Raw genomic sequence first — 13,032 nt, 5'->3', positions numbered from 1 at the left:
CCTGGTTTTCGCCAGATCATGTTGCGAGCTCGTCGGCCGCAACATGCGTCTGGCAGTTCTTGGGGCAGACGCGGCCGCAGGCTCCGCAGCCTATGCAGCGGCCGGCATCATCGACAACCATGATCATGCGATTGAGCTTGCCGTCGAAATCGTCGTCCTCGTCATCGCAGGGGCCGAGGATTTCACCCGCATCATCAACGCCGTGAAGATGCATGACATCGCGCGAGCAGACCTTGAAACAACGGCAGCAGCCGATGCAGATTTGCTATCGATGGAGGTCAGGTACGGCGGCATCCAAATGGAGCCGTCACGGGTGGTGAATGTGCGCATCATCCTAAATTCTTCATTGAAGCGAGTTCTCTCTTGGCAACATCCAACTCGGCATAAACGGCTTGGGTTTTCTCGGCGACTTCCTGTATGTCGGCCCACTTGCCCGGCAGACCCTCGACAAGGTCCTGCAATGCCATCTTGGCAATAGCTGCACGCAACTGGAGCTTTCGGACTTTCTTCCTCATCTTATCTAGGTCTGACATAGATCCTTCCTGGAACAATGGTTTTGTTGATGCGCTCCATCTCGGGCTAGGCTTCAATGGCTGCAGTCGCATCGTCGACCAGTTTCGTACCGGCCTCAGCAAGTTTGCGGAAAGTCTCGAAGCCGAACCGGTGGACGTCTCGACAGAACGCCCAACCGCTGGAAGCCCGCAGGGGCTTCATTCCAATTATTGGCGACGTCGACACGCCGGAGCGCTCCTCGATCGCAAGCGCTACGGCGGTGTAAAACATGTCGAGCCTCCACAGCGCGTCAGGATCGGGATCGCCGCCAAAGGGTACCGCACGTTGCTGTTGCTTGGTGATGATGAACTCGGCCAGCAGCTCGGCATCCGAATGGCCTTCCCATAAGCCGAAGGAATCCTGAGTACGAATGAGCCGCAGGAGGCATTTGACGAACGGGGAAGCAAGGGCCTCGTCGTCATTGTTGACAGCAGGGCCAACCGGAGGAATTTCGTTGTTCGTCATTTCAGTCTTCGTCTTCGAGGTACGATTTCCTTTTCCTGCGATGCCCACTCCGGGTCCGCTTGCGTGGCCGACGAATGGCTTGGGCGGGCCAACCCCAAGAGTGCCCCGTGGCCGACCTCGACATGTCCACGAGTGCGAGACCTGCGGCGCGAATTCGCGGCGCACATCGTCTGCGCCGCGATCCGACCGGTGGTCAACGCAATTGAAATCCAACCTTCCGCAAGCCGCCGCCCTGCTGCATCGACATACTTGCTGCGAAGAGAGCTTCGATGGGCGGATTGGCCAGTGTTCAATTCCAATTGTCAGTCCCTTCGCGATTCTTGCTCAGGAAGTGACTTCGTTTTGAGTTTCGGGTGCCTTCTTTTGCGGAGCCACACAAAGATCCGCGTGACAGGCAGGCTCACCCGTGTAGTTGGCCAGTGCTTCGAGCAATGGGGTAAGATAGTACTGTTTGGTGTGGTCCGGAATTGGCCCCAGCCGGTCCACCGATTTCAGTGCCACCTCGATCAACTCGATTGCGCGATCTTTGTTGCCGCTCTCGTAATAATACTGAGCTACCGGGAGGTACCGGAGGTATTTAAACGGGCCATCGCCGTTCGGGGGATTGAGTGCCAGTATCTGTTCCGAGAGCTCGTTGCCCATCGCAAAGCGCTCCGCGCGCGGAAGATGGGAATTGTCCATCGTGGGATCGAAGAGTTGGTTGAGGGCCAAGGCCATCCACGACACCGCGTCGGACGTTTTGTCGATCGCGTCCTCGACCAATTCTCGCATGACCGGCATGCCGGTCTTGATGTCGCGCAGCTTGTGAAGCAGAAGATCCGCATGAATCTGCCGGAACTCACAAGAGTCTGGCATCAAGGCGAGGCCTTCTTCGATGGCCAAGAGCGCCGCCGTCCAATCCTCGGCCTGCATCGCCGGCTCAAGTTTGGCGTATATCGGCCCGGTAAGCGACATTTCGCGCGCTGCAAGTTGGTTATGCGCGATGCGCTTTGCATCGGCGGCTTTCGCTTCATAGCTGCTGCGCCAGCTGCCGTTAAGGACTTTCGGCAAAACGTCATCGAGTTCCGCCGGGTGGCCGATAAAAGCGATGTGGCCGTCGCGGTCGACCACGAACGAGGTGGGAATCCCAATCGAAGAGCTGGGATCCATCCAGAGCTTGTTCATTTCGCCAATGTAATCGAACCCGATACGATAATTCAGATTCGGGAACTCCTCGGTCAGCCAGGCATCCACGTTGGTCCGCGCCTCGTCTGCGGTAGGACCCTGTTCGCAGGCGGCAACTCCGACCGCCTCAAATCCGCTGCCTTCATATTTCTCCTGCAGTTCGATCAAATGGGGCATGGCGTCGACACATGGTCCGCACCAAGTCGCCCAAAACTCAACGAGGTAGACCTTGCCGGGCCGAAAGTTCGTGAGGGGCTCGCCACGCAGCCAGTTCTCCACTTTGATCGCAGGAGCCGGGGACCCCATACGCAGTTCCATCTTGGTGTCCAAAGTCATTCCACACCTTTCGTCTCTTTTGTCGCGGAATATTTTCCAGTCAAAATCGGACACGGTCTCGAGGGCATCGCTCCCTCTGGCTTGCTTCAGCGAAGCTCTCACCGTGTTGCCGCACATCAAGCTGCAACGGAGGTGCCAATTCCCTCAGCTCCGGTAAGCGGCGGGAAATGCTTTGAAATTCTCCACGAGGCCAAATGCGGCCGATTGTCGTGAACCCGACATGTCTTCTGCCGCTGTCGGGTTTCGCCCTATCACTCTTGAGAGCTTGGACGGCTCGCCTGTGATTAGACTGGCCTCGGCCCTCGAGCAGTGGCAGTTTGGCGCCAGTTCGAAAGCGCGAACTCGCCGGCTTGGTCCTCGTGCCGCCACCGCCGCGTGTGGATTCTTGCCCCGGAGTCAAAATTCGCCTCGCGGTTGCCAACGGCGGCATGCGCTCAATGCGCGTGGCGTTGAGCACCGACAGCACGTAATGGTACCAATTAGTGGATGCCCGTCGCTGCCTCCACTTCTCCAGCCAAGCGCTCGAACGACGCTACCTACCCACGTTCGAGCGCGACCGCGGAATCGCAGACTGCCGAACGTCAGCCGTTGCGAAAGGTGTAGCCGTACCCGTTGATCGCCGGTGCGCCGCCTAGATGTGCGTAGAGGACCCTCGATCCCTGTGGAAAGAAGCCCCTCTGGACGAGGTCGATCATCCCTTGCATCGATTTGCCCTCGTAAACGGGGTCCGTAATCATGCCCTCGAGCCGCGCGCACAAACGGATTGCCTCTTTGGTTTCCTCCGATGGAACGCCATAACCCGGGTACGCGTAGTCCATGAACAACACCACGTCTGCCTCGACAATTTCCGCTCCGAGGTGGACGAGCTTCGCTGTATTTTGGGCGATGCCAAGCACCTGCGCCTTGGTCTTGGCGGGCATGGCGGAGGCATCGATACCGATCACGTTGCGCTGTCGACCATCCTTGGCGAACCCGACGAGCATGCCGCCGTGGGTTGAACCAGTCACCGTACAGACGACGATATAGTCGAAGGCAAACCCAAGCTGCTCTTCCTGGGCACGCACCTCCTCAGCGAACCCCACATAGCCCAGGCCGCCGTATTTGTGGACAGAGGCGCCGGCAGGTATCGCATATGGCCTGCCGCCCCTTGCCTTGACTTCATAAAGTGCCTTTTCCCAGCTGCGGCGGATGCCGATGTCAAAGCCCTCGTCAACCAGGCGCACCTCTGCCCCCATGATGCGGCTCAAGAGGATATTGCCGACCCGGTCGTAGACAGCATCATCATGTGGGACCCAGCTCTCCTGGACCAGGAGGCATTTCATGCCGATCTTGGCGGCGACCGCAGCGACCATGCGCGTATGGTTGGACTGCACGCCACCGATTGTGACGAGCGTATCGGCATCTGACGCGATCGCGTCGGGCACAATGTATTCGAGCTTGCGCAGCTTGTTTCCGCCGAACGCGAGACCGGAGTTGCAGTCCTCGCGTTTGACGTAGATTTCCACCTTGTCGCCCAGATGCTTGCCGAGGCGGTCGAGCCTCTCGATCGGCGTGGGTCCAAAGGTGAGCGGATAACGTTCGAATTTTTCCAGCATGCTATCTCCAGCAAAAAAGTACCTGAACCTGCTACGCACCGGTCAGCCCAGGGGTATGGTCGCGTGTTAGCCGAACACAGATTCCCTATACGATCAGCTCAGTCATCAGAGGGTGACCAAAATTGGTGTGGGTCTGAGCACTGATCCTGTCATCCGCGCATCAAAGCAGCAGCACATGCTGGGCATTCGACCAAGCCGGGACACAGCTGAAAATTGCATTCCGCAGTTGATCAGAGTCAGACGACTGGTACCCGAGCTTTCCTGTAACCATCGGCATGCTGGCCCCTGTGGCGAGTTCCACGAGCGCGGCTAGAGGACTGCCAGATCAGAAAGAGCACGCGGCCGAAGTAGCCGGCCTGAAGCAGCAGCGAACAGGCCAGCGTCGTGACGACTGCCACACGGAGCGAATCCAAAGCGAAGTAAACCATCGACGCATTGCTGCACAGGACCAGCCCCACGAGCCGACAAAAAGATGAAGTGCACGCCGCTCCCCTGGTTTTCGCCAGATCATGTTGCGAGCTCGTCGGCCGGAACATGCGTCTGGCAGTTCTTGGGGCAGACGCGGCCGCAGGCTCCGCAGCCTATGCAGCGGCCGGCATCATCGACAACCATGATCATGCGATTGAGCTTGCCGTCGAAATCGTCGTCCTCGTCATCGCAGGGGCGAGGATTTCACCCGCATCATCAACGCCGTGAAGATGCATGACATCGCGCGAGCAGACCTTGAAACAACGGCAGCAGCCGATGCAGATTTGCTATCGATGGAGGTCAGGTACGGCGGCATCCAAATGGAGCCGTCACGGGTGGTGAATGTGCGCATCATCCTAAATTCTTCATTGAAGCGAGTTCTCTCTTGGCAACATCCAACTCGGCATAAACGGCTTGGGTTTTCTCGGCGACTTCCTGTATGTCGGCCCACTTGCCCGGCAGACCCTCGACGAGGTCCTGCAATGCCATCTTGGCAATAGCTGCACGCAACTGGAGCTTTCAGACTTTTTTCCTCATCCTATCTAGGTCTGACATAGATCCTTCCTGGAACAATGGTTTCTTGATGCGCTCCATCTCGGGCTAGGCTTCAATGGCTGCAGTCGCATCGTCGACCAGTTTCGTACCGGCCTCAGCAAGTTTGCGGAAAGTCTCGAAGCCGAACCGGTGGACGTCTCGACAGAACGCCCAACCGCCGGAAGCCCCCACGGGTTTCATTTCTATTGTCGGCGACGTCGACACGCCGGAGCGCTCCTCGATCGCAAGCGCTACGGCGGTGTAAAACATGTCGAGCCTCCACAGCGCGTCAGGATCGGGATCGCCGCCAAAGGGTACCGCACGTTGCTGTTGCTTGGTGATGATGAACTCGGCCAGCAGCTCGGCATCCGAATGGCCTTCCCATAAGCCGAAGGAATCCTGAGTACGAATGAGCCGCAGGAGGCATTTGACGAACGGGGAAGCAAGGGCCTCGTCGTCCCCGTGGACAGCAGGGCCAACCGGTTCATGAGGAATTTCGCTTTTCCCCAATTTCAGTACTCCTCTTGAAGGACGATCTCTTTTTCTGCGATGTGTGGTTCGGGCGCTTGCGTGGGCGGGGAATGGCTTGGGCGAGCCGATCCCACGCAACAGTGTCCCGTGGCCGACCTCGAGCACGTCCACCAATGCGAGACCTTTCACCGCGGCGCGAACGCCTGCGCCGCGGTTCGACCCGAGGTAAACGCAATGGAAATTCCACCTGCCGCAAGCCGCGCACTTTTGCGGCATCGACGTTATTGCTGCGAAGTGCGCCTGGGCGGGCGGATTTGCCGGTGTTCAATTCCAATTGTCATGCCCTTCGCGATCCTTGCTCAGGAAGTGACAGCGTTTTGAGTTTCGGAAGTCTTGTTTTGCGGAGCCACACAGAGACCCGCGTGACAGGCAGGCTCACCCGTGTAGTTGGCCAGGGCTTGGAGCAACGAGGTGAGGTAGCGCTGTTTGGTTTGGTCCGGCACTGGCTCCGAATGGTCCAGCGATTTGATTGCCACCTCGATCAACTCGATCGCCCGGTCCTTGTTGCCGCTCTCGTAATAATACTGAGCGACCGGAAAGTAACACCCGAATTTAAAGTCTCCATCGCCTTGCGGAGGATTAAGTTCCAGGATCTGTTCGGAGAGCTCCTTGCCCATCGCAAAGCGATCATCATGCGGAAGATGGGAGTTGTCGATCGTGGGATGGAAGAGTTGGTTCAGCGCCATCACCACCCAAGACATCGCTTCGAACTTTTTGTTGATCGCGTCCTCGACCAATTCGCGCATAAGCGGCAAGCCGGTTTTGATGTCGCGCAGCTTGTGAAGCAGAATATCCGCATGAACCCGCCGAAAATCAAAAGAGTCTGGCATCACGGCGAGGCCTTCTTCGATGGCCAATAGTGCCGCTGCCCAATCCTCGTCCTGCATCGCCGGCCCAAGTTTGGCGTATATCGGCTGACTCAGCGACGATTCGCGCACACGCGAGATTCGCTTTGCATCGACGGCTTTCGCTTCATAGCTGCTGCGCCAGCTGCCGTTAAGGACTTTCGGCAAAACGTCATCGAGAGGTGCCGGGTGGCCGATATAAGCGATGTGGCCGTCGCGGTCGACCACGAACGAGGTGGGAATCCCGAACGAAGAGCTGGGTTCCAGCCAGAGCTTTTTCATTTCGCCAGTGCAATCGAACGCTGTCCGATAATTCAGATTCGGGAACTTCTCGGTCAGCCAGGCATCCACGTTGGTCCGCGCTTCGTCCGCGGTTGCAGCCTTTTCGCAAGCTGCGACTCCGATAATCTCAAATCCGCTGTCTTTATATTTCTCCTGCAGTTCGATCAAATGGGGCATGGCGTGGACACATGGTCGGCACCAAGTCGCCCAAAATTCAACGAGGTAGACCTTGCCGGGCCGAAGGCTCGTGAGGGGCTCGCCACGCAGCCAGTTCTCCACTTTCAGCGCAGGAGCCGGGGACCCCATACGCAGTTCCATCTTGGTGTCCAAAGTCATTCCACACCTTTCGTCTCTTTTGTCGCGGAATATTTTCCAGTCAAAATCGGACACGGTCTCGAGGGCATTGCTCCCTCTCGCTTGCTTCAGCGGAGCTCTCACCGTGTTGCCGCACATCAAGCACGGCAAAGGGCATGCCAACCCTTCTTAGCTTCGGCAAGCGCCGGTACCGCCTTGAATAAGCGAGCCCTAACACGGCCAGCTGACGTTAACCTGAATGTCGGCTTTCGACGGCTCACCTTAGCGGCTGCCGTTTAGGAAGGTGAGAGTTTGGCTGGCCCGCTGGCGATAAGACCGGCTTCGGCGTCCTGGAGTAGTCGCACTTCGGCGATGGGGTCGAAAGTGCGGGAGAGGCTCGGTACCCTTGCAGCCACCGCCGCATGTGGCCCGGCGTCATAATTCGCGTCGCGGTTGCCAACGGCGGCGTTGGGCTCGATCCACGTGGCGTTGAGCCCGACAGCACGTAAAGCTGCATCGTGATTGAATGCCCTTTGCTGTTTCACGCCAAGCAGGAGTCGCGCGACGCTACCTTGCTCAAGCGCGAGCAGAGCGATCTGACGCCGTAGGAATATTGCTCGTCCCGCTTTTGCCGCCAGAGGCGGAAATCTTTCCTGAATGCCACCGCCGATCATCAATATCGACGAATCATATCCCGCTGCCCATTTGTTCGACTCCGAGGTCGGGCCAGCACTCCGTCAAGGGACGGTTGATGAACCCTAGATGCTCGGGATTGGCGCATGGCGCGCGCCGCAGAAGGCTGTCAAGGATGCGGCGCGCTCGCCAGGCCAGCAGCCCAAAGTTCGGATCAGCCAGCCCGCGCTGTCCAAGGCAGGCGTTCTGAACGAAAAGGCGTCGGTCTCGCGGTCCGTCCCAGTACACCGAAAAATCCTCGCCGATGGCGAGCTCATTGCCGATCTGTTCGAGGCGATCTGCGATCGGTTCTAGGAAACCCGGCAGCGGTTTCTCGTACCCGGTGGCCAGGATGACGATATCGGCGGTTACTTCTCCGATGTTGTCCAAGCCGCGTTGCAGCGTGAGCCTGTGCCCTGCTCCGGCATTGATGCAGCGCGACACGTTGCAACTTGGCCGCAATGTGATCTCGCATTGGTGTGGCTCGAGAAAGGCGTGGTGGTAGAGCGCCTGATAGACCGCGCGCAACTTGCTTTCTGAAATGCCCTCGGAGGCAAGCGCGAAACGCCGCAGGAACAGCTGTCGATGCACCTCGCTCATCGCAGCAAAACGATCCGAGAAGCATGGCGTGAACAGCCCGTTTGTGAACGCGTGGTCGTCGAAAGGCATCTCGCGCGTCAAGACCCATGTGATCGCCGCGGGCCGCCGTTCTTTCGGCCGGCCGACAAGGTGCAGTAGCAGCTCGGCTCCCGACTGTCCGCCGCCAACAACGCAGACATGCTTTTTTTGCACCTCAGGATTGATGTGGGCCAACTCAGATGAGTGGAACAGGTTGGGTCCAGTCCAGCCATGAAACTGAGGCGGAATTTGCGCCTGCTTGCCTATGTCGATGACGAGGTTTCTTGCATCAAGGACCGCGTTGTCCGTCCGCACGCGAAACTCGCCGTCAAAGCGGATTTCGCGAACGGCCTCGCCGCCACGGACAAGCGGATTCTTCTGGAACGCCCAGTTGAGATATTGGGCGAACTCGGCTCTAAGCACCCCGTGAAATTGCGCATTGAGGAAATTGTAAAGACGCCCGTTCTCGTGGAGGTAGTTTACGAATGTGTAGGCTGATCGCGGATTGACCAGAGTAACCAGATCCTGGAAGTGGCCGACCTGGAGCTCCGCGCAATCGAAAGCGCTGCCTGGATGTCCTCGGAAATCGACCTCCCGGTCCAGGAACAGTGCCCCTTGCGCAATCTCTTCCTGTATCTGACACGCAAGGCTCAAATTAGATGGTCCAGCACCCACACCAATACAAAAGAGGTCCACTTATCCTTACTCCTCTAGGAGTGTTTTCCAACTCAGCGGCATGTTGACGTCGATTGCCGGGCATTGAGCAATGCGAACCTCACAGGCATGCTTGAGCCGCGGTCCCGACTGAGAGGACAGCAAAAGCGTGTGCCGCCTTCCAGGTCTTGGGCTCAATGTCGGCGGCATCGACAGCGGCGCGGCGTGATCCGAACCCAAGAGCAGAAGGAAAGTGTGTGATGCTGTCGCGCGGCTCTTCCGGATCTTACGGCGGCTTCTAGCGCCGGCCTCCACCCCAGGAGTGGCTGTTTCCCTGCCACGACGGAAGCGGCTCTTTCTTTCGAGGGGCGTAACCATGGATAACGGCTCTTAATGCTTTCGGAGACTCCCATGCATGCGGCGTGCCGGATAAAGACCTGTCAAACCAACGAGTTCGCGCAGTTCCAGCTCGTCTGGAATCCGACATTGTCGCACGCCCGACGATCGGGCAGGGGAAGCTCCGCGGCAGCGGCCCTTGCACACCGCAGGCTGACAGGGACAGCCGCCGATTTGACGCGCGTCCGGGTACTGATAAGGGGCCTTCCAACAGGGTTCGCGCACGAGGCGGGGTCTCCTGGTACACCCGCCCTGTGGCTTGGCTGCGGTCTGCTGCAGCCGTTCGTCTTTACTGCCCGTTGCGGACGATCTCGCACGAGTTGGTTCACGAGAGCGTCGTGAAGCAGTCGAGGCGTCCGGTTTGGCTCTGACAAGCGTCGCAAGATGTTCGCGGATCCAGCCATGTCTCCGCAATCCGACCGGTAACCGACGACGACTTCGGACTGGTTGGCGGTCCTACGACCTGATCGGTGTTCCTACGGAGCTGATCAGCGAGCCAAAAACAGCGGCAATGTGGTCTTCCCAAAGCTCCAGCTCGGCGGACCGCCGAAAATCCGCTCACGCAGCCCACGGCTGCCATAAGCACCCATAACCATCATGTCAGCACAGATGTCGTTCGCGTGCTGGGTCAGCACTGTGCCCGCCGATTTGCCGGCGCTCTTAAGCAGGTCAACGGAGACCCGAGCACCGTGCCGAGTAAGATAGGCAGCGATGTCAGCTCCAGACTGCGCGCCTTTCCCGTTGTTTTGCGCCTTTGGATCGACCATAGCGACACAGACTTCCTTGGCAGCGGATAGGATACTAAGAGCTTCCCGAACCGCACGCGAGGCCTCTACACGCGAATCCCAGCCGACCAGCACGCGTCGAGGCGACAGCGTCGCCTTAACGCCCTTCGGCACGATGAGCACCGGCTTTCCGCTATCGAACAAGCAGCCGTTGACAACAGGAGGTCCGAGAGTCTCATCGTTGAGGAGGTCTCCTCCAACGATCGTCAGGTCAGCGCAGAGCGCCCGCTGTCGTGCCACTTCACCGAGGCTAGCCGGATCGCAATAGTCGGTGTCAACGTCACAGGAAAGCGACATAGCTTTCAGCCTTTTGAGGATATCCGCGGACCGTCTTTCCATTCTGGTCACGTCCTGTGAAAATTTCTCGATTTGCTGAAATCGATAGTTCGGTACTGCAATTGCCTGTGCACGTCCTGTATTCCATTCGGGGGGCGGAGACGACATCAAGAGCAATGGAGGCGGTATAATGAGTACCGATAGGTGCGCGCCGACCTCGGCACACAGTCCGGCAGCTGTTGTGAGGTCCTCATCAGAATGATCAGCACCCGTCACACTGAATATGCTTTTAAATTCCATTTGCCTGCTTCTCCTGGTCTTCGTTAGGAGCGCCTCAAAGCGGCAACACCGCTCTCAGGAGGAAGAGAGAGCGGCACCACGTTCGATCACCGATTTCAGTCGTCCGGCTTCTCGAGCGAGTAGCCGGCCGACCTGACGGTGCGAATGACGCTGCCGGGCAAGGCCGTTTTCAGCGCCCTCCTGATTCGGCTGATATGGACATCGACGGTGCGTGCACCGACATGAATGTTGGGCAGCCAGGCCGCCCCGATAAGCTCGTCCCGGCTGAAGACCTTGCCGGGGGCCTCAATCATAAGCCGCAGCACGTTGAAATCGATCCGTCCGAGATGGATGTCGTGGCCATTACCGCGAACCCGATGGGCATCGAGCTTCATCTCCAGGCCTCCACAACAAATCCAACTGTCGTTTTCAACCCCGTTCGGACCACGCTTGGTCAGCCCGAGCCTCGCCCGCAGGCAGTCGAGCAGCTTGGCCGGAGCCACCGGCCGCACAAAGCTCTCAACGCCTGCCTTCAAGAGATCGAGGTGCTGGTGCTCGGCGCCAGGCGCGATCAGGGCGATGATAGGCAGGTCGGTGGTGCGCGGTTCCCGCTTGAGGTGGGCGCAAATTGCGGACCCGTTTATGCTGGCTGGGTCGCAATCCAGCACTACGGCCTGAAGCTCCCGTTGTTCGGCCAAGGCCAGCGCAGCCTTCGCGCCGTCTGCCGTCTCACTGCTGAAACCGTCAACCTCCAGTATGTGGCTGTAGAGCAGATAGAACTCGGCATCTTGCGAGCAGATCAGGACCAGCGGCTTCTTCATCGGCGATACCCCAACAACCTGGTCGGCCTCGAGTCCCTGGATCGAGGGGACTGGCCAACATAGTTTCTCGGGTCCGTCATGATGGCCTTTCTCGAAAATCGCGCCCATCATGCCAGCGCCACGTGGGGAAAGGTTTCGATGACTGAAATCGCATCGTCGACCAGCTTCGTACCGGCCGTGGCGAGCTTCAGGAGCGTCTCGAAGCCAAACCGGTGGACATCGCGCAGCGTTTTGGACAAAACGACCAGCCGTCCGGTCGTGAAAAGCACCCGACCAAAACCCTCATGGCTCACCTGGATCATCGGCGATGCCATAAGGCCGCAGCGCTCCTCGATCGCAAGCCCGATGGCGGCGTAGTACTTGTCGAGCCTCCACAGCACGTCGGGATCGGGATCTCCGATGATTGGGATCCCTCGGCGCTGTTCCTTGGTAATGATGAAGTCGCCCAGCAGCTCAGCGTCCGCTTTGCGTTCCCACGAGCCATAGGAATCCTGAGAACGGATCAGCCGCACGAGGCATTTGACGAACGGGGTGCAAAGAGCCGCCTCGTCTTCGGCGACAGCTGGGGGGATTGCGGGGTCAGGCATTGGCGTCCTCCTCTTTTCAGTCCTCGTCCTCGAAGGACGGTTTCTTTTCGGCAATGCCCGCTCGCGCCAGCACCTTGCGCAGCCAAGGCGGAGGACACGTCCTGAGCATCATCTGCGTGCGCAAGAGCACCTGTGGGATCGATTGGGGCTCCGCCACTTTGATCGGGTGGATTTTTGCCGCGACAAGCTTGGCTGCCGAAGGGCCGCCAATTGCCAGACAAAACAGGATCTGACAGCCCTTGAGCGCATCCACCTTTGGCGTGATGCGATCATCGCGCTCGGCCCGATGCTCCCCGCTTTCATCGGACACGTCATCGAAGGCCACGGCTTCTACGAGATTCCATTCCTCGCGCGTCACGTCGTAGACAGCAAAGCGCCTGGCCGACCCGAAATGGGCGTTGAGGTCCTGCATGTCCTGAGTGGCGATCGCAACGCGCAATGCGCCCTTACGTCGTTCAGGCATCGGGGCGAAAACCTCACTACTGACCAGCGAGAGGCGGCGAACAGCGTTCATCGTGATATTTCTCGATTACGGAGTGGATCAAGCGCCTCAGGAGTGGGCGCGTGTTGGTTGGCCTGGAAGATGCTGGCGACCTCGAAGATCATGTCGCGGGTGCCCTGATAGAGAATTGCGAGCTTGTGCTGGCTGCCTAGTCGATCGAAGACCGGGAACCCGATGCGCATGAGCGGAATTCGGAGCCGCTCCGATGCTTGGCGCCCGTGCGAATGCGTGACAAGCAGGTCAGCACCGACGGCAAGACTTTCCAGATCGCCGAGATCGCCGATCTGAACCGAAACCGCCGGGACTTTCTCGAGAATTTTAGACCTGTCGGTCGTTGTGACGGCCGCGGCTATCTCGGAGCCGAGGCCAGCAAAGA

General features: G+C 58.7%; 15 protein-coding genes and 2 pseudogenes. All 17 read right to left on the bottom strand.

Features of this window, described 5'->3' with window-relative positions; translation table 11 throughout:
* Positions 1–16: 16 nt before the first annotated feature.
* Positions 17–333 (bottom strand): annotated as a pseudogene (gene fdxB, locus EN943_RS04930) (ferredoxin III, nif-specific).
* Positions 330–533: a CCE_0567 family metalloprotein gene (locus EN943_RS04925; protein ID WP_063169367.1), complete on the bottom strand. Its 204-nt coding sequence runs from the start codon at positions 531–533 to the stop codon at positions 330–332. Before EN943_RS04925 ends, fdxB (EN943_RS04930) begins: the two are co-directional and overlap by 4 nt.
* 46 nt (positions 534–579) lie before the next feature.
* Positions 580–1,017, bottom strand: a complete 438-nt coding sequence (locus EN943_RS04920) for a DUF269 domain-containing protein (protein ID WP_126104992.1) — start codon at positions 1,015–1,017, stop codon at positions 580–582.
* A 324-nt stretch (positions 1,018–1,341) separates the two neighbouring features.
* Positions 1,342–2,499 (bottom strand): TlpA disulfide reductase family protein, encoded by a 1,158-nt coding sequence (locus tag EN943_RS04915; protein ID WP_063170386.1) that lies wholly within the window; start codon positions 2,497–2,499, stop codon positions 1,342–1,344.
* Between the two features lie 599 nt (positions 2,500–3,098).
* Positions 3,099–4,112: a 1-aminocyclopropane-1-carboxylate deaminase gene (locus EN943_RS04910; RefSeq protein WP_024505903.1), complete on the bottom strand. Its 1,014-nt coding sequence runs from the start codon at positions 4,110–4,112 to the stop codon at positions 3,099–3,101.
* Between the two features lie 236 nt (positions 4,113–4,348).
* Positions 4,349–4,540 carry an exopolysaccharide production repressor protein gene (locus EN943_RS38195; RefSeq protein ID WP_127230899.1) on the bottom strand — a complete coding sequence of 64 codons (192 nt, stop codon included), beginning with the start codon at positions 4,538–4,540 and terminating at the stop codon, positions 4,349–4,351.
* A 79-nt stretch (positions 4,541–4,619) separates the two neighbouring features.
* A pseudogene (fdxB, locus tag EN943_RS04900) lies at positions 4,620–4,935 on the bottom strand (ferredoxin III, nif-specific).
* Entirely contained in the window at positions 4,932–5,090 is a 159-nt protein-coding gene (locus EN943_RS04895; RefSeq protein ID WP_224571204.1) for a CCE_0567 family metalloprotein, read from the bottom strand. The pseudogene fdxB (EN943_RS04900) and the gene EN943_RS04895 overlap by 4 nt, the downstream one beginning before the upstream one ends.
* A 90-nt stretch (positions 5,091–5,180) precedes the next feature.
* Positions 5,181–5,624: a DUF269 domain-containing protein gene (locus EN943_RS04890; protein ID WP_224571203.1), complete on the bottom strand. Its 444-nt coding sequence runs from the start codon at positions 5,622–5,624 to the stop codon at positions 5,181–5,183.
* A gap of 320 nt (positions 5,625–5,944) precedes the next feature.
* A complete protein-coding gene (locus EN943_RS04885; protein ID WP_063170388.1) occupies positions 5,945–7,090 on the bottom strand; it encodes a TlpA disulfide reductase family protein in 1,146 nt (381 codons plus the stop codon).
* Positions 7,091–7,362: 272 nt separating this feature from the next.
* Positions 7,363–7,740: a hypothetical protein gene (locus tag EN943_RS04880; RefSeq protein WP_024505270.1), complete on the bottom strand. Its 378-nt coding sequence runs from the start codon at positions 7,738–7,740 to the stop codon at positions 7,363–7,365.
* A 13-nt stretch (positions 7,741–7,753) separates the two neighbouring features.
* A complete protein-coding gene (locus EN943_RS04875) occupies positions 7,754–9,052 on the bottom strand; it encodes a SidA/IucD/PvdA family monooxygenase (protein WP_063169368.1) in 1,299 nt (432 codons plus the stop codon).
* 842 nt (positions 9,053–9,894) lie between these two features.
* The gene (locus tag EN943_RS04870) at positions 9,895–10,767 is read right to left on the bottom strand and encodes a universal stress protein (protein WP_063169369.1); all 873 of its coding nucleotides are present in this window, start codon (positions 10,765–10,767) and stop codon (positions 9,895–9,897) included.
* 95 nt (positions 10,768–10,862) lie between these two features.
* Entirely contained in the window at positions 10,863–11,567 is a 705-nt protein-coding gene (locus EN943_RS04865) for a response regulator transcription factor (protein ID WP_224571202.1), read from the bottom strand.
* A gap of 107 nt (positions 11,568–11,674) precedes the next feature.
* On the bottom strand, positions 11,675–12,154 hold the full coding sequence (locus EN943_RS04860; protein ID WP_024505267.1) for a NifX-associated nitrogen fixation protein: 480 nt from the start codon (positions 12,152–12,154) through the stop codon (positions 11,675–11,677).
* Positions 12,155–12,170: 16 nt separating this feature from the next.
* A complete protein-coding gene (gene nifX, locus EN943_RS04855; RefSeq protein WP_063169371.1) occupies positions 12,171–12,668 on the bottom strand; it encodes a nitrogen fixation protein NifX in 498 nt (165 codons plus the stop codon).
* Positions 12,665–13,032 (bottom strand): nitrogenase component 1 (locus EN943_RS04850; RefSeq protein ID WP_281060842.1); only part of this gene is annotated, 368 nt, incomplete at its 5' end. The genes nifX and EN943_RS04850, both read right to left, overlap by 4 nt.

It is taken from the genome of Mesorhizobium sp. M7A.F.Ca.US.006.01.1.1 (genome assembly GCF_003997935.1).
GTDB lineage: Bacteria > Pseudomonadota > Alphaproteobacteria > Rhizobiales > Rhizobiaceae > Mesorhizobium.
The sequence above is the reverse complement of the archived record's forward strand: the minus strand, read 5'-3'. Positions and strand labels throughout refer to the sequence as shown.